Source organism: Segatella oris, from assembly GCF_900637655.1.
Classification (GTDB): Bacteria; Bacteroidota; Bacteroidia; order Bacteroidales; family Bacteroidaceae; genus Prevotella; species Prevotella oris.
The window spans coordinates 2,049,795-2,073,592 of the sequence record NZ_LR134384.1; the positions used below are offsets into that span (position 1 = coordinate 2,049,795).

Below are 23,798 nucleotides of genomic sequence, written 5' to 3' on the forward strand. Positions count from 1 at the left end.
GAATTGTAGTTTTATATATGCAAATAAAAGAGACAAGAATAATTAAATTCTTGCCTCTTCAATCTTCAATCAGTCACAGATTATTCCTCTTCTTCTGCCAGCTCTGCAGCATGTTCACTAATCAGTGAAGTTTGAAGTTCTGTTGGAACAAGCTCATAACTTGCAAACTTTGTTGTGAATGAAGCTCGTCCACCTGTCAGCGAACTCAATGAAATACTATAGTTGCTCAATTCTTTTAATGGAATCTTTGCCTGCAGTTTCTGATAACCCGCTTCTGTATCCATACCCATAATCAGAGCTCTTCGTCCCTGCAGATCGCTCATGACATCACCCATAAAGTCGGCTGGAACAAACACTTCCAAATCATAAATTGGCTCCAAAATCTTCGGACCTGCATTTCTGAAAGCATCTGCGAAGGCATGACGAGCTGCCAACATAAACGAAAGTTCGTTACTGTCAACCGGATGCATTTTACCGTCATAGACAACAACCCGCACATCTCGTGCATAACTTCCAGTCAACGGACCATGTTCCATACAATCCATCACACCTTTCAGAATGGCAGGCATGAAGCGGGCATCAATAGCACCACCGACAACAGAATTGATGAATACCAACTTACCACCCCATTCCAAGTCGACAACTTCCTTGCCTTTGATGTTCATTTTGAACTCTTGCCCATTGAAATTATAGTGAGTTGGATCAGGCATACCCTCTGCATATGGCTCTACTATCAGATGCACTTCACCGAACTGACCGGCACCGCCACTCTGTTTCTTATGCCTATACTCCGCCTTTGCTTTCTTGGTAATAGTCTCACGATATGGAATTCGAGGCTCACCAAACTTTACCTGCAGCTTCTCATTGTTTTCAAGACGCCACTTCAACGTTCTTAAATGGAATTCTCCCTGGCCGTGAACAATAATCTGTCGCAACTCTTTGCTTTGCTCAACCACCCACGTTGGGTCTTCCTGATGCATCTTTATCATAGCAGCCATCAGCTTCTCTGTGTCTTGCGAATTGACAGCCTTTATAGCTCTGCTGTATTTTGAATTTGGATATTTGATGAAATTATAACGCCAATCACAGTCTTTACCATTCAAGGCATTACCTGTCTTCACATCTTTCAATTTAACCGTACAACCGATATCACCGGCATTCAGAGAATCAACAGCGATACGATTTGCACCTGCACAAGCGTAAATCTGACCAATACGCTCACGACTTCCACGGTCGGCATTCGTCAAATCATCACCTGGTTTCACCTGTCCACTCATCACTTTAAAATAGCTGACCTCACCAATATGCGGTTCCATTCCAGTCTTGAAGAAATACAAACTGGTGGAACCTGCCGGATCAGGTGCAACTTCTTCTCCGCGTGTATTATGCAACTTTGGCATCTCACTAACGAAAGGAACCACGTTTCCGAGGAATTCCATCAGACGCTGAACGCCCATATCCTTGCCTGCACAAACACAGAAAACAGGGAATATACTACGCGTAACAAGACCTTTACGAATACCTTCGCGTAATTCATCTTCGGTCAAGGTTTCTTCTTCAAAGAACTTCTCCATCAAGGTTTCATCGTTCTCAGCTGCTGCTTCAACCAAGGCTTTATGAAGTTCCATGGCCCTGTCCATTTCCTCAGCAGGAATATCTTCAATGATAGGTGCACCGCCTTCGGGTTTCCATGAATACTTCTTCATCAACAGAACATCAATAAGTGCATTGAAACCTGGCCCTGTCTGCAAGGGGTATTGCACAAGAACACATTTCGAACCATAGATATCCTGCATCGAAGTTATGATGCTGTCAAAATCACATTTATCGCTATCCAACTGATTAATCAAGAAGATAACAGGCTTCTTAAGCTTCTCCGTATACCGGAAATTATTCTGTGTTCCAACCTCTGGGCCATACTGACCGTTAATCAAAATAACCGCCTCATCTGTTACATTCAATGAAGTTATAGCACCTCCTACGAAGTCATCACTTCCCGGACAATCAATAATATTCAGCTTCTTATTGTTCCACTCAACATGAAAAACAGTTGGAAATACTGAGTAACCATATTCCAACTCAACCGGAAAATAATCGCTTACAGTGTTCTTTGCCTCAACACTGCCACGGCGTTTAATGACTCCGGCTTCAAAAAGCATACTCTCGGCAAGTGTAGTCTTGCCGCTGCCCGCACTGCCAAGCAATGCAATGTTTTTGATTTCATTCGTTTGATAAACTCTCATATCAAAAGATTTAAAGCGTTAGTAATAATTCATGGTTTCTAAAGGCATTATACCTTTGTTGGCCTCTAAGTTAGAAAAAAAAGACATACTGACCAAGAATATTTTAGGAAAATTAGTAATTTTGTCATAAAAAAACAACATGGCAGGTCTATACATTCATATTCCCTTTTGTGCAAGTCGCTGCATCTACTGTGGTTTCTACAGCACAACCCAGCAGTCACTCCATCAGCAATATGTTGACATGCTCTGTCATGAAATGGACCTGCGCCAAACAGAAATCACAGGAGAACAGGCCGATACCGATAATACCATCACTACCATTTACTTGGGTGGAGGTACGCCAAGCATGCTCTCTGGAAATCAATTGGAACAGATTTTATTATATATATATAAGGTATGGGGCAAACATATCGACCTGCGCGAACTGACTATAGAATGCAATCCCGACGATGTGACCGAGGCTTTTGCTGCCCGCCTTGCCACGCTCAATGTCAACCGTGTCAGCATGGGTGCACAGACATTCAACAATAATCGCCTCCGGTTTCTTCACCGCCGCCACAACCGAGAAGAAATTATGCAAGCCGTGAACCATTTACGTCATGTAGGTATCAAGAATATCAGCATCGACCTCATGTTTGGCTTCCCTGAAGAAACCATGGAAGAATGGCAGACCGATCTGCAAGAAGCTATCAAACTTAATGTAGAACACATTTCAGCTTACAGTCTGATGTATGAAGAAGGTACACCGCTTTTCCACATGAAGCAGAAGAAGAAAATAAAAGATATTGACGAAGAAACAAGCCTTGCCATGTATGAGATGCTTATAAACCAGCTCACCAAAACAGGCTATGAGCACTATGAAATCAGCAACTTTGCCAGGCCAGGCTACCGAAGTCTGCACAACAGCAGCTATTGGCATGAGGTTCCCTACATAGGCCTTGGTGCTTCTGCTCATAGTTACGGCCATGGAACCCGCAAATGGAATATCAGCAACATCAAGACTTATATGGACAGTGTCGCATGCAACCGGCTTCCCTATGAAATCGAAATCCTTAATCAAAACATGCAATACAACGACTTGATAACCACGGCACTCCGCACACGTGAAGGCATTAACCTGACAAATTTCAAAAGAAAATACGGTGAAGAACGTCTAAACTACCTGCTCCACGAGGCAAAACCGCATCTTGATTTAGGCAATATGGAACTTTCAAAACATCATCTCTCACTCACAAGGAAAGGACTTTTCACGTCTGACGACATCATGAGCGACCTCATATACATTGAAGATTAGGTATCAACAATCATCTAAATACCTCTTCGCCTGCATAAACCTATACATTCAATATACCTCACCCAATCATTAATTTATCCTATCTTGCAAGCAATAACTTCAAAGAGCGGATTATATGTTAATTCTTATCAAATGATTTAACAAATCTCGTTACAATGTTCATACTTTCGAAACAAAATAAATTCCTCTTCCAAATACACGTGTTTTTCTAATATTTCATAATCCATTGACATTCAAAACATTACAAAAGTAAAGCCAAAAAGTGATACAATATCATGCGAAAAAGTACTGCAATTTGCATCAAAATACCACGCAATATGCATCAAATCATCACGCGTTTTGAGTCAAAAAGCAATGCAATTAGACTCAAATTGCAATGTATAACGAGGCAGATTACACCCTAACCTTCACAAAATTACAGAACAACATGCTCTTTTTTGCACCATCTATCAGCTTTATTTCTCCAGAATAAACTACTCGGAAGTGTTAAAAAGTGACAGTAATCTTTACAAAAGAAAGAAGGCATGGAAACACAGTCACTGCTAAATTAGAATATCAACAGGCGACATTCAAAGAATAACTACAAACAAAAAAACCGCTGAACCTTAATGGTTCAGCGGCAATCTCTCATTTTTTCAGTTCGAGTGCAAAATTATTTTGCAGTGTCAGCAGCAGCTGTGTCAACAGCAGCAGTATCAGCAGTATCAACCTGAGCAATAGAGTCAGAGTCGTTATTACCAGCATTTGCTGCAGTTTTGTTACCACAAGATGCGAAAGAGATAGCTGCTACAGCTACGAACATTAAAACTAATTTCTTCATTTTCTTTGCTTTTTTAAATCTGTAAAACAATCATTTGTTTATTAAAACGATGCAAAGATAAGTATTTTTTTTATATGACATTCAACTTTTAACGACTTTTTTTTGTTCTCTCTGTAACTTTTTATTAAACAGCTGATACACAGCGACTTATAAATATTAAAATAATGTTAACAAAATGATTGACTGTTGAGGATAATACTTATCACTGAAGATAAGAGATGTCTCCGACAGGTAAAAATCAGCCGGAAACATCTCTATGAAACCTCTATCCTTAGTATTCATTCCAGGATTTAATATCAATATCATCAAGTGTCATCGTGCAGAAAGCATTGATGAAAGCACTTGCCAAGCGGCTATTCGTAATCAGTGGCACATTAAGGTCAATCGCAGCACGCCGAATTTTATAACCATTAGTCAGTTCATGCACCGTCAGGTTCTTCTGAATATTAACGACCAGATCAATCTTTCGCTCGTGCAACAGATCCAAAGCCTGTGGTTGTTGTCCCGCTTCCGATGGCCAGTAAACCCGCGTATTGGCTATACCATTCTCTTCGAGAAACTTACTGGTGCCACCAGTGGCATAGAGTTCATAGCCATGTGCAACCAATTGTTTGGCAGCATCAAGCATATCAACTTTCTGTTTTGCACCACCTGTAGAAAGCAGTACTGTCTTCTTAGGAATTCGCTGCCCTACAGACAGCATGCTTTTCAACAGCGCGGCATTCGTATCATCAGCCAAACAGCCAACTTCTCCCGTAGAGCTCATATCAACACCCAGCACAGGATCGGCCTTCTGCAAACGGTTGAAAGAGAATTGACTGGCCTTGATGCCCACATAATCAAGGTCGAAAAGGTTCTTACTTGGCTTCTCAACAGGCAGTCCAAGCATCACTCGCGTGGCCAATTCTATAAGATTAATCTTCAATACCTTACTTACAAATGGGAATGAACGACTGGCACGCAGATTACACTCGATAACCAGTATGTCATTATCTCGGGCCATAAACTGAATATTGAAAGGGCCGTTGATATGAAGTTGCTTGGCAATCTGCCGACTTATACGTTTAATACGACGCACCGTCTCTACGTAGAGCTTTTGCGGGGGGAACTGAATGGTGGCATCTCCAGAGTGAACTCCGGCAAACTCTATATGCTCACTGATAGCATAAGCAAGTATCTCTCCATTCTTAGCTACGGCATCCATCTCGATTTCCTTAGCATGCTCAATGAACTTTGAGACTACAACTGGATGGTCTTCACTGACATTTGCCGCCAATTGGAGGAAGCGTTTCAGTTCTTCTTCGTTGGAACAGACATTCATAGCTGCACCGGAAAGTACATAAGAAGGACGCACAAGCACGGGGAAACCGACTCTACTGATAAACTCATCTATATCTTCCATACTCGTCAAGGCACTCCACTCTGGTTGATTGATGCCATTTTCGGTCAGCATAGATGAGAACTTTGCACGGTCTTCTGCACCGTCAATATCCTGCGCTTTAGTGCCTAAGATAGGCACATTCTGCTCATCAAGCTTCATCGCCAGATTGTTTGGAATCTGTCCGCCAGTACTAACTATCACGCCATGTGGATTCTCCATTTCGATGATATCCATGACACGCTCGAATGTCAGCTCATCAAAATAAAGACGGTCACACATATCATAATCTGTTGAAACGGTCTCTGGATTATAGTTTATCATTACAGAACGCCAGCCTTCCTTGCGGATAGTATTCAACGCCTGCACACCACACCAGTCGAATTCAACGGAACTTCCAATACGATAAGCACCCGAACCAAGTACGATAACAGAGCGTTTGTCATTTTCAAACGTAATATCACTCTTCACACCACCATAGGTAACATAAAGGTAATTCGTCTGTGCAGGATACTCAGCAGCAAGGGTATCAATCTGCTTCACCACAGGAAGGATACCATAAAACTTACGCTTATTTCGAACCAACATGGCTGCCTTATGCATATTTCCTATTTCCTTTTCCAACCCAATAGCACGTGCTATCTGAAAGTCGGTGAAACCATAAACCTTTGCCGTACGCAGCAATTCCTTATCCAACGTGTTGATATTGTTCTTCTTCAACGCCTCATCAATATCGATGATGTGTTTCAGTTTTTCCAAGAACCATTTATCAATCTTGGTGAGTTCGTGTATCTGATCTACCGTATAATCCTTATGCATGGCCTTCGATATGACGAAAACACGCTTGTCGGTAGGTTCACGAAGAGCTGCATCAAGGTCTTCTATCTTGAGCTCCTTGTTCTCAACAAAGCCATGCATTCCCTGACCAATCATGCGAAGTCCTTTCTGAATAGCTTCTTCAAAGTTACGACCAATAGCCATAACTTCACCGACAGACTTCATACTTGACCCCAATTCCTTGTCTACACCGTGGAATTTGGAAAGGTCCCAACGAGGAATTTTGCAGACCACATAATCGAGAGCAGGCTCAAAGAAAGCACTGGTCGTTCTGGTAACAGAGTTCTTCAACTCAAAAAGTCCATAGCCCATACCCAGCTTGGCAGCGACAAAAGCCAAAGGATAGCCCGTAGCTTTCGAGGCAAGTGCAGACGAACGAGACAATCGGGCATTAACTTCAATAACACGATAGTCCTCACTCTTGGGGTCGAAAGCATACTGCACGTTACACTCTCCTACAATACCTATATGGCGAACAATCTTGATTGACAGTGCGCGAAGCTTGTGGTATTCACTGTTAGTCAATGTCTGAGAAGGTGCAATAACAATACTTTCACCGGTATGAATGCCCAAAGGGTCGAAGTTTTCCATGTTACAAACCGTCACACAGTTGTCATAACGGTCACGCACCACCTCATATTCTATCTCTTTCCAACCTTTCAAACTCTTTTCAACAAGCACTTGAGGGGAAAAAGAAAAGGCCTTTTCACAAAGTTTGTTCAGTTCAGTTTCATCATCAGCAAAACCTGAACCCAGTCCACCTAATGCATAAGCAGCACGCACGATGACAGGATAACCAAGAGAAGACGCAGCTTTTCGGGCTTCTTCAACATTTTCACAAGCCTCACTCTTAATGGTCTTTACATGAATTTCATTCAGCTGTTCAACAAAGAGTTCACGATCTTCAGTATTCATAATGGCAGCAACTGGTGTACCCAACACCTTGACACCGTACTTTGCAAACACACCCATTTGTTCTAATTCCACACCACAATTGAGCGCTGTCTGTCCACCGAAAGAGAGCAAAACGCCATCAGGATGTTCCTTTTGAATAACCCGTTCTACGAAATAAGGCTGCACAGGAAGAAAGTAAATCCGGTCAGCAACGCCTTCAGAAGTCTGGACTGTAGCAATATTCGGATTGATAAGAACGGTCTCAATACCCTCCTCATGCAATGCTTTAAGCGCCTGTGAACCCGAATAGTCAAACTCTCCGGCTTCGCCAATCTTTAAGGCTCCCGAACCAAGGAGTAACACTTTCTTTATATTTTCGTCTTTCATCGTCTTTCTACTTTAATGTTTCTACAAATTTATCAAACATAAACTCAGTGTCAACAGGCCCCGAGCAAGCCTCTGGATGGAACTGACTTGAGAACCAAGGATTCGTTTTATGACGTATTCCTTCATTGGAACCATCATTCATGTTGACGAATAACTCCTCCCAGTCCTTGCCTAAAGTTTTTGCATTCACAGCATAACCATGGTTCTGACTTGTAATAAAACATTTCTCGGTACCCACGAGGCGCACTGGTTGATTATGCCCACGATGACCATATTTCAGTTTATAAATCTCACCACCTGCAGCTTTTGAAAGCAGTTGGTTACCCATACAGATACCACATATAGGCTTTGTGGTCTGGCTCATCTGCTTTTTGATAATATCAACTGCATCAGAACACATATCAGGATCACCCGGGCCATTGGCAAGGAAAAGGCCATCATACTCCATATTGGTGTAATCATGGTTCCAAGGAACTCTGATAACCTCCACACCTCGATTGATTAGACAACGAATAATATTAGCCTTCACACCGCAATCAACCAAGACCACTTTCTTCCCTGCACCTTCATTATATCTGATAATCTCCTTGCAAGAAACCCTATCTACAAAGTTCACTCCTTCATAATCGGCTTCGGGTATGTTTTCTGGTTCGTCATCAAAGATAATCTTTCCCATCATGACGCCATGTTCACGCAAGACTTTAGTCAACTCACGCGTATCAATTCCAGTTATACCTGGCACATGTTCACGCTTCAACCAATCGGCAAGACTCTCTGTTGCATTCCAATGACTATATTCCTCACTATAGTCATTTACGATGATGGCAGAGGCATAGATCCGATCGCTTTCCATGAAAGTAGGGAGTCCGTTGGCTTCAAAAGTGAAAGGAGGCACACCATAGTTTCCCACAAGTGGATAAGTCAAAGTCATCAACTGCCCTGCATAAGAGGGATCGGTGAGACTTTCCGGATAGCCCATCATTGCCGTATTGAAAACTACCTCACCGGCAACAGGCGCGTCATAGCCAAAACTTTTGCCATGGAATTTAGTTCCATCACTCAAGACTAAAGTTACGTTCTTCATTATATACCTTTATATAAAGTTTAAACAAATCATTTTATCCTTCTGCTATTATCTGTCATCAACAACCTTTTTCTATTCGTTCATAGTAGTTAATGAAAGCTTGATTACACAGTTTTGTCCCCCCCGGAGTCGGGTAATGCCCCGTGAAATACCAATCACCCTTTTGCGAAGGGATCGCTTTATGAAGTCCTTCAATGCTCTGATAAACCAGTTCTATTGGTGTAGAAACACTTTCCGGACAAAGCATCTCCACTATCTTTGCATTGATTTCGTCTACAGTAAACGGCGCATATATAGCGCGAACCCGGTTAATCATCTGTTCCTTAGGCTTTCGAAGCTCTTCCAAGCAAGCCTTATAAGTATCGTAAATGACACTCTCCATGCATCGCTCTTTCAGCAAGGCAATAGTTGCACGGAACACACAGAACTCTTCCAAGCAAGGCATATCAATGCCATAATAGTCAGGGTAACGTATCTGTGGTGCACTACTTACTATCACCATCTTCTTCGGATGCAAACGATCAAGTATCCGAAGAATACTCTTCTTCAGCGTTGTTCCTCTTACAATACTGTCATCTATAATCACAAGATTATCTTGATTGGCCTCTATGCTCCCATAAGTTATATCATAAACATGGCTCGCCAAATCATTACGACTGTTTCCTTCCGTGATAAATGTGCGGAGTTTAATATCTTTCCAAGCCACCTTTTCAGAGCGAACGCCTTCATGCATGATAGCCATAAGCTCCTCATGCGTAGGCACGTGTCCCAACGCTTCAATCTTCTTTATCTTTTCGTTGTTCTGATAACGCATGAAACCGTCTAACATTCCATAATATGCAACCTCGGCAGTATTAGGAATATAAGAGAATACTGTATGCTCCGTATCATAGTTTACAGCCTTCAAAATCTGTTCTGTCAACTGCTCTCCTAACTTCTTCCGCTCATTATAAATATCACGGTCAGAACCTCGACTGAAGTAAATACGCTCAAAAGAACAAGCGGCATCACCACGTGGTTCAAGAATTCTTTCAATTGAACATTCCCCGTTTTTCTTCACCATCAACGCCTTTCCTGGTTCCAACTCCTTCACATCTTCGTACTCAAGTTCAAAGGTTGTCTGCAAAACAGGACGTTCACTTGCCAACACTACCATTTCATCATTCTTGTAATAGAATGCCGGACGAATTCCCCAAGGGTCACGCATAGAGAACATCTCCCCACTTCCGGTTACACCACACACCACATAACCGCCATCAAAATCAGGCATTGTAGTTTTCAAGACATTCTCCATCTTGACATGATCTTCAATATAACGGGTAATATCAGTATTCGTAAGGTTCTGCTTTCTGGCTTCGACAAAATTCCTTTCGACCTCACGGTCAAGTCTATGTCCCATGAGTTCAAGCATGATGTACGTATCACTGTAAATGCGGGGACACTGCCCCTGCAAGGTCAACTTCTCAAAGATTTCATCAACATTAGTCATGTTGAAGTTTCCACAGAAGCAGAGATTTTTTGCCCGCCAATTGTTTCTTCTCAAGAAAGGATGCACATACGTAATGCCACTCTTACCCGTTGTACTATACCGAAGATGTCCCATATAAAGCTCTCCGGCAAAAGGAAGGTGTGCCTTTGCATAGTCTACATCCGCCAACTGTTGAGGACTTACATCTGCATAATTCTTATGTACATTACCAAATATCTCTGTAATGGCATTCGAACCCTCGGCCCTTTCACGGAACATATACTCATGTCCGGGTCTCGAATTCAGCTTTACACAAGCCAATCCTGCACCTTCCTGCCCTCGATTATGCTGTTTCTCCATCATGAGATAGAGTTTATTGAGGCCATACATCCAAGTGCCATACTTCTGCTGATAGTATTCAAGTGGCTTCAACAAGCGTATCAACGCAACGCCACAATCTTCCTTTATCTCTTCCATCTCTTTGATTTGATTATTCTACGGTAACAGACTTCGCCAAATTTCGAGGCTGATCAACATTCTTATTCTTACAAACTGCAATATGATATGCAAGAAGTTGAAGAGGAATTGTTGCCAACAAAGGTTCAAGACATTCCAATGTCTCGGGCAGTTCGATAACTTTGTCTGCAATTCGGCTAATCGTTTCATCCCCTTTGGTTATCAAGGCAATCACTCTCCCTTTGCGTGCTTTGATCTCTTGAATATTACTCAGCACCTTCTCATACATGGCATTGTGCGTTGCTATAACGACAACGGGCATGTCAGAATCAATCAAAGCGATTGGTCCATGCTTCATTTCTGCAGCCGGATAACCTTCAGCGTGAATGTAACTGATTTCTTTCAACTTCAATGCACCTTCCATTGCAACCGGATAACTATAGCCGCGTCCCAGATAAATAAAGTTATGAGCATAGGTGAAAACCTGGCTCAGATTAGCTATTTTATCATTTAGCTTCAACACTTCCTGCATCTTATGAGGAATCAAAGAAAGTTCTTTAACAACCCTTTCGTAATCCTCTTTGCTCACTGTTCCTTTCTCTTTTGCCAGTGCCAAAGCCAACATTGTCAATACAATCACTTGCCCTGTGAAGGCTTTTGTTGATGCAACGCCGATTTCCGGCCCTACATGAATATAGCTTCCAGTATCAGTTGCACGAGGTATACTTGACCCCACAGCATTACAAATGCCGTAAATAAAAGCACCGGCTGCCTTTGCAAGTTCTACAGCAGCCAACGTATCAGCCGTTTCTCCGCTTTGCGACATGGCAATAACAACGTCATCACTCGAAACCACCGGATTGCGGTATCTGAACTCACTCGCATATTCTACGTTTACAGGTATACGGCAATAGGTTTCTATGAGTTGCTTGCCAATCAGTGCAGCATGCCAACTTGTACCGCAAGCTACAATGATAATTCGTTTCGCCAGAAGCAAACGGTCTTTATTGTCTATGACAGCACTCAAGGTCACATTTGTAGCCTCAGCATTTATACGCCCACACATACACGTTTTCAAGCAATCGGGTTGCTCAAAGATTTCTTTCAGCATAAAATGTGGATAGCCACCTTTTTCTATCTGACCGAGGTTGATATCAATGGTTTGAACCGAAGGATTCTGCTCCCGATTGAGCAGATTAACAACCTTCAACTCTTCACCCAAGCGCATCACGGCTATATTTCCATCTTCCAAGTAAACCACTTTATCAGTGAATTCAACTATCGGACTGGCATCCGAACCCAAGAAGAATTCATCTTTTCCGATGCCTACAACCAAAGGACTCTGCTTGCGTGCCGCTATAATCTGATTGGGTTCACGCCTGTCAAGCAAGGCTATAGCGTAGGCACCAATCACCTGATGAAGCGCCACTTGCACGGCAGTCAGCGTATCAAGGTTCTTCTTCACCTGCACATATTCTATCAACTGAACAAGCACTTCCGTATCCGTTTCTGATTGAAACACAACCCCTTTGGCTATCAGGTTACGCTTTATCTCTGCATAATTCTCAATAATTCCATTGTGGATGATAGCTAAATTCTTAGACGAAGAATAATGCGGATGGGCATTAACGGATGAAGGCTCACCATGGGTAGCCCAACGTGTATGTGCTATTCCAACTGATCCAGACGTATTCTTATCTGCACAAAATGCCTCCAAATCAGCAACTTTCCCTTTCGTTTTATAGACGTTAAGATTGTCTTCACAATCTATCAATGCAACTCCTGCACTGTCATATCCTCTATATTCCAATCTCTTAAGCCCCTTTATCAAAATGGGATAAGCCTCACGCTTACCTATATATCCTACAATTCCACACATGTTTTCGTCTGATTATTTTATATCTATGATATTAAAAAAAGAAGAATGAAACCGATTAGAAATCAATCATCATTCTTCATTTTCCTTTTTCATTCTATTTTAACACCGTTACTAAGAGAGAAGTCAAACTGGTAACTATCCCAACAAAGGAGAACCAAAGCGACGTCGAAGTGCCGATTATCGAGTTACGAGCCTTCACCTTGTTCGGTTCAACATAGATTACATCGTTTTGCTGCAAATAGTAATAAGGAGAGTTCACGATGTTCGCATCATTCAAGTTCAAGCGATGATACTCCTTTCCACCGTCAGCATTCTCGCGCAAGAGTATGATATTATCACGCTTTCCATAAACCGTAAGGTCACCAGCCTGCGCCAAAGCCTCAATAATGCTCATCTTCTCCGTTGACACAGGAATGACTCCCGGAGAGCCAACTTCACCTATCACCGTGATGCGATAGCTTGATGTCCGCACTGTAACGATAGGCTTCTCTTCATCTGAAAGATAAGGGGCCAACTTGCGTTTTATCAAGTCTTCGCACTGTTCTTTCGTGAGACCTGTCACATGTATCTTGCCGATTACGGGAAAATTTATATCCCCCTTGTTGTCAACTAAATAACCTTGGGAAGCACTACTGGTGCTCTGCCCGTTGGTTCCCGTCAGATTAAATGGGGCTGAAACCGCCGGATCAACTGTATTAACAGTAATCGTCAACAAGTCTTTTGGCATGATATGCGCATCATAAAGACCTTTAGATGCCGCGAAATCTACCTGATCAATATTTTGAAAATAGGGCACTTTCTTTACCGAAGCACAACTGCTCAGAAATAAAACTATCGCTAAAACAAACAGCGAAGACAATGTTTTCTTCATATCCTTATTTGGGTAAATTAAACCTTTGCAAATTTAATTCTATTTTTTCAGAATGGCAAATTTTTCACTCATTAAATAAATCTTATCCACCAATTTGCAGGTAATAACAAACTCGTTCCCTACATGGGAATTCTTCATCTACACATAAACGCGATATCAAGTAAGGTTGATTTGCACACAACTCAGATATGCAAATTATCTTACAAAACCCCTCTCAAGAAGGCCTCTGTTTCAAAATAAAACCAAGGAGGATGCAAATACGCGAGTTATGAGCCACATAAATAAACCCCTGATAACCAGCAATATAACTCCAAAGCAAGGAGAACAGCTTAAATTATCAGGCAAAATATCAACTCAGTCTATGCCAAACAACATTGAAAAGCATTGGAAACAGCTTGCAACAAGCCTCACTTTAGCCTGCAAAATGACACAGATCAGAGGCTGAAGTGACGCTAAATACCGTGTAATGTGACACAAATCACGACACAGAATAACCGAAAAGGCAATACAAGAGTATATTTTCCACTAAGTCCTTTTCTATTTCATGGAAAATCAGATGCACTTTTTTAGTGAATAAAATCTTACATAACGATGTGTTTCTCAAATCTTGTCAACCCGTTTTATACAAAAAGTGAGACACTCAAACAAAGCATCTCACTTTCATTTCGCGGAAAGGATAGGATTCGAACCTACGAACCGCTTTAGGCGGTTACACGCTTTCCAGGCGTGCCTCTTCAACCACTCGAGCACCTTTCCTTTTTCTAAATGCGGTGCAAAACTAATACTTTTATTTTAATTTCTACCATTAAAAAGCAAAAAAAATACGGTATAAGACAATTAAAATGAATGTTTGCCTGTTTTGTCATAGAAAACAAGTACCTTTGCTACTCTCTGAAACATTGCATTTCATTTATGGACGAATATATAGAAATAAAAGGAGCACGCGTCAACAATCTCAAAAACATTTCGCTCAACATTCCCCGCAATCAATTCATCACTGTAACGGGGGTATCAGGTTCAGGCAAGTCTTCTTTAGCCTTTGACACGCTCTATGCCGAAGGACAACGCCGTTATGTTGAGAGTCTTTCGGCCTATGCCCGACAGTTTTTAGGGCGTATGAGCAAGCCCGAATGCGACTTTATCAAAGGGCTTCCACCAGCCATTGCCATCGAACAGAAAGTGATTTCGCGCAATCCCCGCTCTACAGTGGGCACCAATACAGAGATTTACGAATACATGCGCCTGCTCTTTGCACGTATAGGACATACCTTCTCGCCCATAAGCGGAGAGGAGGTAAAGCGTCATACGCCTGAAGATGTCATTCATTGCATCATGGAATATGCCAAAGGAACGAAGTTCATGATGCTCTCACCACTGCATATCATCGAAGGCAGAACGTTGGAGAAACAACTCGAAATGTATATGCAGGAGGGCTATTCCCGCCTTTACAAAGGGGGCGAAGTCGTACGTATTGAAGACATGTTGAATGAAGGTGATATTGAGAAAACAGACATTTCAACCCTCTTTTTGGTCATAGCCCGCATGAGTGTTGACGACACCAAGGATGCCATTTCGCGTATGACCGACTCTGCTGAAACGGCATTCTACGAGGGCGATGGCCTGCTGAAACTGGTATTTCTGCCCAGTAATATCACCTATGAATTCTCTACACGCTTTGAAGCCGACGGCATCAAGTTTGAAGAACCCAACGACAACATGTTCTCATTCAACTCACCTTTGGGTGCCTGTCCAACGTGCGAAGGCTTTGGAAACGTTATTGGAATTGATGAAAAACTTGTCATTCCCAACTCTACACTCAGTGTCTATGACGGCTGTGTACAATGCTGGCATGGTGATAAAATGGGGGGATGGCTGACGGAATTCATACGACGTGCGGCTACAGATAACTTCCCTATATTTGAACCTTACTATCAACTCGACCGCAAACACAAAGACATGCTTTGGCATGGACTGCCCAGTGAAAAGGGAAAAGACATACATGATAAAGTCTGCATTGATGCCTTTTTCCAAATGGTGAAAGAGAACCAGTATAAGATTCAATATCGTGTAATGATGAGTCGGTACAGGGGAAAGACTGTATGTCCTGACTGTCATGGAACCAAACTGAAGAAAGAAGCCACATGGGTAAAGGTGGGCGGAAGAAGCATTACCGAGCTTGTTGAGATGCCAATCAGTAAACTTAAAGATTGGTTTGATAAGCTTCAACTCGAAGAACATGAGGCAGACATCGCCAAGCGCTTGCTTACTGAAATTAAGAACCGATTAGGATTTCTGGTTGAAGTGGGGCTGGGCTACCTCACACTCAACCGCCAATCGAGCACACTCAGCGGTGGAGAGAGTCAGCGCATCAATCTCACGACATCGTTAGGCTCTTCATTAGTGGGTTCACTCTATATTCTCGACGAACCGAGTATCGGTCTCCATAGTAGGGATACCGAACGATTAATCCATGTACTGAAAGACCTTCAGAAACTTGGAAACACGGTCATGGTGGTTGAACATGACGAAGAAATCATGCGTGCTGCCGACTATCTGATTGACGTCGGCCCCGATGCCGGAAGCCATGGAGGTGAGATTGTCTTCCAAGGAAGTACCGAAGAACTGAACAACACAGCAGAGAAGCTGCTCAAGAAATACCCACGCTCCTACACTATTAAATATCTCACCGGGAACGAAAGCATTGAACCTCCCAAGTCAAGGCGCAAATGGAACAGAGCCATTGAACTGAAAGGAGCACGCATGAATAACCTCCGTGGCATTGATGTCAAGTTTCCTCTCAATGTCTTTAACTGTGTAACAGGTGTGTCAGGATCAGGCAAATCAAGCCTCATCAAAGGCATACTCTATCCTGCCATGAAGCGTCATTTAGACGAAGTGGCCGATGCCCCCGGCGAATATACGGCTCTTGAAGGTGACTGGGAGGCCGTTAAACACGTGGAATTCGTTGACCAAAACCCCATCGGAAAGAGCACTCGGTCTAATCCTGCCACCTATGTCAAGGCCTATGAAACCATCCGACAACTTTTTGCCGACCAGCCATTGGCCAAGCAAATGGGCTTCACGCCCCAATATTTCTCATTCAATACAGAAGGCGGACGATGTGAAGAATGCAAGGGAGCTGGCGTTATCAATGTTGAGATGCAGTTCATGGCTGACCTCATTTTGGAATGTGAAGCCTGCCATGGCAAACGCTTTAAGCATGACATTCTGGAGGTACGGTTCCATGACAAGAACATCAATGACGTGCTTAACATGACGGTATCTGAAGCCATTGAATTCTTTGGAGAATACAAACAACAGACTATCGTAAACCGTCTGAAACCTTTAGAGGATGTAGGACTCGGCTATATCAAACTTGGTCAGAACTCAAGTACGCTGTCCGGTGGTGAGAACCAGCGCGTGAAATTAGCTTACTTCATCGGTCAGGAGAAGCAAGAGCCCACATTGTTCATTTTCGATGAGCCTACAACAGGACTTCACTTCCATGACATACAACGATTGCTAAATGCTTTCAATGCACTGATAGAACGAGGCCACACCATTCTTGTCATAGAGCATAACATGGATGTTATCAAGTGTGCCGACTATGTGACAGACCTTGGTCCTGAAGGTGGTGACAAAGGTGGAAATCTCGTTTTCGAAGGTACTCCGGAAGAACTTGTAAAGTGCAAGGAAAGTATAACGGCAAAATTCTTAAAGGATAAACTTTAAAATCTGAACTTATCAAAACAGAACTAAGCATACTCATTCCCTGCTACAACTGTCAATGTGTAGAATTGGTAAAGGCGCTTGACGTGCAATGTGAAGACATTGAAGGCTTGCGTTATGAGATTATCGTGGCTGATGATGGCAGTACTGATAAACATACATGCCATATCAACAAAGAGATACTTGAACTTGAAAATGCCCGTTATATTCTGCGTAAAGAGAACGTAGGACGTGCCGCCATTCGCAATTTCCTTGCTGATGAAGCCGCCTATGAATGGCTTCTGTTTATTGACAGTGACATGACAGTGCTCCTTGACGACTTCATTCTGCACTATATAGAACTTGCCAACAGCTTCAAAGTTGCATACGGAGGTTATCAATTGGGCAATGGAGCAATATCCAATTTAAGGTATCTTTATGAGAAAAATGCAGTCAGCAAGGGTCTTCCAAAATCCAGGAAGCAGAACGCTTACAGCAATCTGCACACGGCAAATCTGTTGATAAACCGAATGACAGCCCTTGCCCACCCTTTCGATGAACGCTTCAAACACTATGGATATGAAGATGTGCTCTTAGGGAAAAGACTGTCAGAAGATGATATATCCTTTGCCCAAATAAACAATCCCCTGCTGTTTGACAAATTTGAAAGCAACAGTAGGTTCGTGGAAAAGACAGAAGAAGCCATGCGGACACTCTACACTTTCCAAGCAGACCTAAAAGGCTTTTCGCCATTATTAGACACGGTTCATGAAATGAAACGTTTTCATCTGCAAGGTCTTTTCTTGTTTTTTTGGAAAACAAGAAAGGAGAGTTGGCGTGCAAAACTCTGTGGCACACATCCTAACTTAAAACTTTACAAACTATATAAATTGGGATATTTTATTTCACTCTTTTAGGGAGTCCCTCAAGATCAACCAACCATTTCCCATTTTGAAAACGGAGTTTGAGTTCATAGGTAGCTTTATCCACAAGATGAGCAGCCTTTCCAACCGTATCCATACACAAGAAACCATTTACTTCAACATGCGAAATCGCCGTTGAATCTTCGGGATTTTCTTCGACATCTACAATCTGGCATTCTGCTCCCCGCACCATGCTGCGCAGTCGGTCAACGTCAGCCTGTTCCACTTGACTGGCCGCATAATATAACCATTGGTGAGAAGAATGTGTAACATAAGGCATGGCCTGTTGGAACTTCCAATTGAAATAGTTCTGCGAAAAGGAATCTACGCTCATTTTGACAGCATCGCCTTCTTCCTGATGACTACACGAACCGAAACCAAACCAAAACAGACTCAGCAAACCTATCGTCATTACTTTCCTGACAAATGGATACAGAATAAAACTCATATACTAATTTATTTTAAGACAAAGATAGATAAATTCTTTGGCTTTTTCATCTTTTCTTAATAATTTTGTAAAGCAAAAGCCGACACCCTCATCTATAACAGACCATATTTCTATTGGGTGTTGACTAAGCTATATTATATAGAAAGAATTAAGAAGATAATGCTAAAATTCATATCATTCGGCAGTGGTAGTAGTGGAAACTGCTATTATCTTTACACTGAAACCGATGGACTTATCATAGATGCCGGCGTGGGAATACGCACCTTGAAGAAGCACTTTAAGAACTACGGACTGCACTTGGATAATGTCCACCACATGCTTATCACACATGATCACGCTGACCACGTGAAATCGGTAGGCAGTCTGAGCAAGGACTATGGACTTGACGTTTATACAACTCACAGTGTACATGTAGGTATCGAACACAATTACTTCGTTAAGAAGAAGATTGAGCCCACACACGTGAAAATAGTAGAAAAGGGTGTAACTTTCAAGTTAGGAGAATTCAAAGTGACTCCTTTCGGCGTTCCTCACGACAGTTCCGACAATGTGGGATATAAAGTTTGCTATGGTGATGTGGTCTTTGTACTGATGACAGATATCGGACATATCACACCCGAAATGCAGCCCTATATCAACGAAGCCAATTATCTTGTGATTGAAGCTAACCACGATGTAGAGATGTTGTCACAAGGTCCTTACCCTCAACATCTGAAAATGAGGATACTTGGCCCCAATGGTCATCTAAGTAATGCAGACTGTGCGCAGGCTATTGCAGATGATGCCACCCCACAACTAAAGAAAGTATGGCTGTGTCATCTAAGTGAAGAAAACAACCATCCTATTTTAGCCCAGAAGACCATTGAAGACATTTTGCGCAGTCATGGCATTATTGCAGGGGTTGACTTTACCGTTGAAGTGCTTAAACGCAAAGTGCCAACAGGGGTATACGAGCTGCTCTAAAGAACCACTTTCCTAACAGGAAGTCGTCTTTAGAACGGCAGGCCGACAGCAAAATGGAAAGCTATATCACGCCCAAAGTCAGGATGGAAGATTGCATAATGCTCATTACGGGTTCTATAACCTGGATTAATGGCTTTCATACCCACATCAAAACGAAGGATAAAATAGTCAAAGTTCAGTCGTAAGCCCAAGCCATAGGCCACAGCGATTTGCTTATAGAACGTAACAATATTGAACTGACCACCCGGCTGTTCGGCATAGTTGCGTAGCGTCCAGATATTACCTGCATCGATAAAGGCTGCTCCATTCAGTTTCCAGAAAAGGTAAGAGCGGTATTCAAGATTAAGGTTTAACTTCACATCTCCTGTCTGGTTGATGAAGTCTATACGTCCATCACTACCGCGATATTTACCTGGTCCGAGTCCTCTTACAGTCCAACCACGCACACTGTTGGCTCCACCCGAGAAATAACGCTTTTCAAAAGGTAATACAGTACTGTTGCCATAAGGCCACGCTATACCCAAATCCACATGGGCGGCCAATGAGTTTCGACTGTCAAAATGAAACAGATGCGTGTAGTCTATATCGAATTTTACATACTGGGCATAGGCTATATTAAATAAGGTATATTGTCCATTCTTATTCTGTTTGAACCGAAAAGCATTAGATAATCCACGAAGAATATTGCCTGCAGTCTCTATATTTGCACGCACAGCATTCTCTCCATCGCTATAAGACAAGCCCGCACCAATCTTCATGATAAACAAGTCCTCATAGTTATAGCGCAAGATAGCATTACGATTGGTAACGTCATCAAGATAATCACGCTTGAAAGTAGAACTAATCCAAGGCATATAGATATAGTTGAGATCAAGCATGTCTACACGATAACTGATATGGTGATGAGGCTCAGACCAGCGGTAACGCCATGCAGAAGAGAACACCCGACGATGAAACTCAGGCCGGTTCTGCAGGTTATAACTTAAAGAGAGTTCTGAAGTTGCAAGACTTCTGTGTTTGAATGTACTTGAAAGGAAAGGAGCAAGAAACCTTGGAAACTGAAGCTTTGACTCCAATCCATACTCCACATAATTCTGATTTTGATAGCCTTCCAACCCTGTAATAGCCTCATAAGCACCACGAAGCTGGACACTCAACAACTCTGACCCACGGAAAAGATTACGGTTTTCCCATGTTAAGCTGGCCGCAGCACCGAAGTCGCCTGCCGTATTCGTTCCTTCCGGCTGAAAAGAAATCGTGTTAGGTTTATTAGTGCTTATTTGAATATCACAATCAAGCAGAGTTGTATCAGGATGTTCACGAAAACTGATATTCGTATATCTCACAGCCTGAAGACGGGCAAACTTGTTATAAGTCTGCTGTAAACCATCAGCGCTATAGGGTGTATGTGCATCGAGCATCGTTGCATTACGAAGCACACTTTTTCTCAAATGAAGCCTTTCATCATCGTCTCCGCTCAAATAACGTATAGAGTCTATGGTGTAACAGGGATGCAATGTATCAGATGAAAGATTGGTTGTACGGTAAGGAAGCAACTGAAGTGTGATATTGATATCCCGACTATTACGTGCCGAGTCGGCACTATATTGAATGAAATCCTTATGGAATTTATAGTAACCATGATTTAGAAGGAAAGACGTCAGCTTAGTGCGTTCCGCATTGAGCGCATCAACTGTAAATCTACTTCCACTCTTTAATGAGGGCTTAAAGGCATTCCTGCCCCTATATGTGGCTATCAACTTCTTGATCAGACTATCCTGAATATCATAATGTACTATGGCAATCCGATAAGGTTCACCTGGAAGAAGCCGATAGACAACCTTGACCTTACGCCCTTTTCGCGTGACTTTCATCTCGGTTCGACCATGCATATATCCCATATTGTGCATGGCTGTCGTGAGGTCATCCATGGAAAGTTGAGCCTGCAGGGAGTCGAAAACAACAGGCTCTTCACCGATATGCCTGAGCATACGGTTAAGCCATTTCGTTGAATCCCGGCCTGCAAGTGCATAGGTTCCCATAGGTATCTTGAACAAAGAAAACCATTTAGAATTTCCTTTTTGGCGCACATAGTCCTGAAGTGTTGAAGCATCAAGTTCTTTGTCGGCCGACTCCACCTTGACACCATCAAGCAAATAACTTCCCTCGGGAACGAACTTCGTTGCATTGCAAGACACCAATAGCAATGAAACCACTAATATGTAAATCCACTTATACTTCATAAACTGCACAAAGATAATATCTTTTTCTGATATATGCAAGTTATAAAATTCTGTGAAAAGCAAGCCTTAAAACCGTAATATTACGCCTCTTAACATTCACTAACATGGCAAATGCTCGTGTTTTTACAAAAATATATGTAAGTTTGCAGTATGATCAGTAAGACAAAAACCAAATTCATCAAATCCCTTCAGCTGAAGAAGAACCGAGAACAGACACGTCTTTTTATTGCTGAAGGACATAAACTTGTCGAAGAATTGCTTGCCATGAGCCGAGCACATACCCTTGTTGCCACTCAAGAATGGCTTGACAGTCACTCTGCCCCACCTGCAGATGAGGTAATAGAAGTGACTTCTGATGAACTTAGAAAAGTCAGTTTGCTGCAACATCCACAACAAGTGCTGGGACTATTCCCTTTCTTTGCTTCTGACACTCATGCTATCAACACATCAACTCTATCGTTGATGCTTGACGGCATCCAAGACCCGGGAAACCTTGGAACGATTATTCGTATTGCTGATTGGTTTGGTATCAACGACATCTATTGCTCGCAAGAGACAGCTGATATGTATAATCCCAAGGTCATACAGGCTACTATGGGAAGTATCACACGCGTAAGACTCCATTATGGAGCACTTGAACCTATGCTCAAACAACTCCCAGCAGACTTTCCCATTTATGGCACCCTGCTTGAGGGGAACGATATCTATAGCGAGCAACTTTCTGCTCATGGTCTCATCATCATGGGCAATGAGGGCAATGGAATATCTGCCCAAGTCAGGCAAATGGTCAACTGTCCACTGCTTATTCCCAACTATCCACCCAATACTCCCACGGCAGAATCACTCAATGTAGCAATAGCAACAGCTATCACCTGTGCGGAATTCAGACGAAGAATAAAATAAATCATCAGAAAGATAAAACCATAAGAAGAATGAAAGGAAATCATTAATATGGAAAACGACATCTATAAAAACAGAAGCATATCGGCCTGTATCAAAGCTTCCTTTGATGTGCTGACTATCAATTTTGCAACTATTTTCAAGAAAACATGGCTTGGAAGCCTTGCATGGGCCATTTGCCTGACTGCTTTAGTCTTTTTCTTTGGCAAGTTCGCCCTCACTGTTACAGCCAATGAACCTTCAGTATGGGCAACAGCTATCCCTACACTTTGTGTCCTTCTGCTCAGCTTGACAGCCTCATCCTACATGACAGCCAATATCGTCACCCTGTTCTTCAAGCACGCTCTCAAACCTGTTTTCCTAAGAGCATTTATTACGATTATCTTATTGACAGTTCTCTCTTTGGCTGCTCTTATCCTTGTCCCGGAAGTTTCTAAAGGCTTTGCACAATTACTGTCCACAGGCAAACTGCTATCCCCTATCCAAGCTGTTATCGCAGGGTTCGTGTTATTTGGCCTGATTATTTTAGCCATCCTCGCATTCATGTTACCGCTTGGATATAGCCTGACACACTATATCTGTACACCAAAAGCAAAGTTAATCCAAGCGTTCGGTAAAGACTATAAGGTAGGTTTGCACCACTGGGGATTCCTTTTCATCGGGCAAATCCTGACAATATTCTGTGCTATCATACCACTTACAATCCTTGCTTTGCCCCTATCCATTCTGTTTATGGCCTATGGTTACAACCTTTGGGGCATGCTGACACTTGCTGATCCAGATGGTCTCCCTGCATATTTTATTCCTATGATGATTGCATTTGTTGGCATCATCTGTTTCATTGCAAGCTATATTTTCACTTTCGGCGTTTTCACCAATATCTACGTATACGGCTCTATAAACCAACAGATAAACAGCAAATAACAATCCTTCAGAAACAGAAAGCACGCAAGTTGAAACATACGAAGTCAAATAGTTAACGAGTATTAAAAGGCAAAGATT

General features: G+C 42.3%; 15 protein-coding genes and 1 tRNA gene. 6 read left to right on the plus strand and 10 right to left on the minus strand.

Annotated elements, in window-relative coordinates:
- Positions 1–80: 80 nt before the first annotated feature.
- Positions 81–2,243, minus strand: coding sequence for an elongation factor G (locus EL210_RS08575; RefSeq protein WP_018919153.1), 2,163 nt, complete (start codon positions 2,241–2,243; stop codon positions 81–83).
- Positions 2,244–2,382: 139 nt separating this feature from the next.
- Between EL210_RS08575 and hemW the strand changes: the two genes are divergently transcribed.
- Complete coding sequence (gene hemW, locus EL210_RS08580) at positions 2,383–3,537, plus strand: radical SAM family heme chaperone HemW (RefSeq protein WP_018919154.1); 1,155 nt, start codon at positions 2,383–2,385, stop codon at positions 3,535–3,537.
- Positions 3,538–4,189: 652 nt separating this feature from the next.
- Here hemW and EL210_RS13590 read toward each other — a convergent pair.
- From EL210_RS13590 to EL210_RS08610, 7 genes are all read right to left on the minus strand, one after another.
- A complete protein-coding gene (locus tag EL210_RS13590) occupies positions 4,190–4,357 on the minus strand; it encodes a PG1828 family lipoprotein (protein ID WP_004372669.1) in 168 nt (55 codons plus the stop codon).
- A 271-nt stretch (positions 4,358–4,628) separates the two neighbouring features.
- A complete protein-coding gene (carB, locus tag EL210_RS08585; RefSeq protein WP_018919156.1) occupies positions 4,629–7,853 on the minus strand; it encodes a carbamoyl-phosphate synthase (glutamine-hydrolyzing) large subunit in 3,225 nt (1,074 codons plus the stop codon).
- A 7-nt stretch (positions 7,854–7,860) separates the two neighbouring features.
- A complete protein-coding gene (gene carA / locus EL210_RS08590) occupies positions 7,861–8,937 on the minus strand; it encodes a glutamine-hydrolyzing carbamoyl-phosphate synthase small subunit (RefSeq protein WP_018919157.1) in 1,077 nt (358 codons plus the stop codon).
- Between the two features lie 58 nt (positions 8,938–8,995).
- Positions 8,996–10,882, minus strand: coding sequence for an amidophosphoribosyltransferase (locus tag EL210_RS08595; protein ID WP_018919158.1), 1,887 nt, complete (start codon positions 10,880–10,882; stop codon positions 8,996–8,998).
- Between the two features lie 13 nt (positions 10,883–10,895).
- On the minus strand, positions 10,896–12,740 hold the full coding sequence (glmS, locus tag EL210_RS08600; protein WP_018919159.1) for a glutamine--fructose-6-phosphate transaminase (isomerizing): 1,845 nt from the start codon (positions 12,738–12,740) through the stop codon (positions 10,896–10,898).
- A 94-nt stretch (positions 12,741–12,834) separates the two neighbouring features.
- Positions 12,835–13,611 (minus strand): polysaccharide biosynthesis/export family protein, encoded by a 777-nt coding sequence (locus tag EL210_RS08605; protein WP_004372664.1) that lies wholly within the window; start codon positions 13,609–13,611, stop codon positions 12,835–12,837.
- Between the two features lie 668 nt (positions 13,612–14,279).
- Positions 14,280–14,367 (minus strand) — tRNA-Ser (locus EL210_RS08610).
- A 156-nt stretch (positions 14,368–14,523) separates the two neighbouring features.
- Between EL210_RS08610 and uvrA the strand changes: the two genes are divergently transcribed.
- On the plus strand, positions 14,524–17,343 hold the full coding sequence (uvrA, locus tag EL210_RS08615) for an excinuclease ABC subunit UvrA (protein WP_018919160.1): 2,820 nt from the start codon (positions 14,524–14,526) through the stop codon (positions 17,341–17,343).
- Positions 17,344–17,378: 35 nt separating this feature from the next.
- Positions 17,379–18,236 carry a glycosyltransferase family 2 protein gene (locus EL210_RS08620; RefSeq protein WP_026285851.1) on the plus strand — a complete coding sequence of 286 codons (858 nt, stop codon included), beginning with the start codon at positions 17,379–17,381 and terminating at the stop codon, positions 18,234–18,236.
- Here EL210_RS08620 and EL210_RS08625 read toward each other — a convergent pair.
- A complete protein-coding gene (locus tag EL210_RS08625) occupies positions 18,220–18,690 on the minus strand; it encodes a hypothetical protein (protein ID WP_025879649.1) in 471 nt (156 codons plus the stop codon). The two genes, EL210_RS08620 and EL210_RS08625, sit on opposite strands and share 17 nt — an antisense overlap.
- A gap of 159 nt (positions 18,691–18,849) precedes the next feature.
- Between EL210_RS08625 and EL210_RS08630 the strand changes: the two genes are divergently transcribed.
- On the plus strand, positions 18,850–19,653 hold the full coding sequence (locus tag EL210_RS08630) for an MBL fold metallo-hydrolase (RefSeq protein ID WP_018919163.1): 804 nt from the start codon (positions 18,850–18,852) through the stop codon (positions 19,651–19,653).
- A 29-nt stretch (positions 19,654–19,682) separates the two neighbouring features.
- Here the strand turns inward: EL210_RS08630 and tamL are convergent, their stop codons facing one another.
- Positions 19,683–21,896, minus strand: coding sequence for a translocation and assembly module lipoprotein TamL (tamL, locus tag EL210_RS08635; RefSeq protein ID WP_018919164.1), 2,214 nt, complete (start codon positions 21,894–21,896; stop codon positions 19,683–19,685).
- 150 nt (positions 21,897–22,046) lie between these two features.
- Between tamL and EL210_RS08640 the strand changes: the two genes are divergently transcribed.
- Both EL210_RS08640 and EL210_RS08645 read left to right on the plus strand, forming a co-directional pair.
- Positions 22,047–22,799, plus strand: coding sequence for an RNA methyltransferase (locus EL210_RS08640; protein ID WP_018919165.1), 753 nt, complete (start codon positions 22,047–22,049; stop codon positions 22,797–22,799).
- Between the two features lie 48 nt (positions 22,800–22,847).
- Positions 22,848–23,720, plus strand: a complete 873-nt coding sequence (locus EL210_RS08645; protein ID WP_018919166.1) for a hypothetical protein — start codon at positions 22,848–22,850, stop codon at positions 23,718–23,720.
- Positions 23,721–23,798 lie beyond the last annotated feature (78 nt).

Coding starts and splice junctions, on each gene's coding strand:
- EL210_RS13590 (WP_004372669.1), bottom strand. CDS start 4,357: ATGAAGAAATTAGTTTTAATGTTCGTAGCTGTAGCAGCTATCTCTTTC.
- EL210_RS08630 (WP_018919163.1), top strand. CDS start 18,850: ATGCTAAAATTCATATCATTCGGCAGTGGTAGTAGTGGAAACTGCTAT.
- EL210_RS08605 (WP_004372664.1), bottom strand. CDS start 13,611: ATGAAGAAAACATTGTCTTCGCTGTTTGTTTTAGCGATAGTTTTATTT.
- carB (WP_018919156.1), bottom strand. CDS start 7,853: ATGAAAGACGAAAATATAAAGAAAGTGTTACTCCTTGGTTCGGGAGCC.
- tamL (WP_018919164.1), bottom strand. CDS start 21,896: ATGAAGTATAAGTGGATTTACATATTAGTGGTTTCATTGCTATTGGTG.
- EL210_RS08575 (WP_018919153.1), bottom strand. CDS start 2,243: ATGAGAGTTTATCAAACGAATGAAATCAAAAACATTGCATTGCTTGGC.
- EL210_RS08640 (WP_018919165.1), top strand. CDS start 22,047: ATGATCAGTAAGACAAAAACCAAATTCATCAAATCCCTTCAGCTGAAG.
- hemW (WP_018919154.1), top strand. CDS start 2,383: ATGGCAGGTCTATACATTCATATTCCCTTTTGTGCAAGTCGCTGCATC.
- uvrA (WP_018919160.1), top strand. CDS start 14,524: ATGGACGAATATATAGAAATAAAAGGAGCACGCGTCAACAATCTCAAA.
- carA (WP_018919157.1), bottom strand. CDS start 8,937: ATGAAGAACGTAACTTTAGTCTTGAGTGATGGAACTAAATTCCATGGC.
- EL210_RS08625 (WP_025879649.1), bottom strand. CDS start 18,690: ATGAGTTTTATTCTGTATCCATTTGTCAGGAAAGTAATGACGATAGGT.
- glmS (WP_018919159.1), bottom strand. CDS start 12,740: ATGTGTGGAATTGTAGGATATATAGGTAAGCGTGAGGCTTATCCCATT.
- EL210_RS08595 (WP_018919158.1), bottom strand. CDS start 10,882: ATGGAAGAGATAAAGGAAGATTGTGGCGTTGCGTTGATACGCTTGTTG.
- EL210_RS08645 (WP_018919166.1), top strand. CDS start 22,848: ATGGAAAACGACATCTATAAAAACAGAAGCATATCGGCCTGTATCAAA.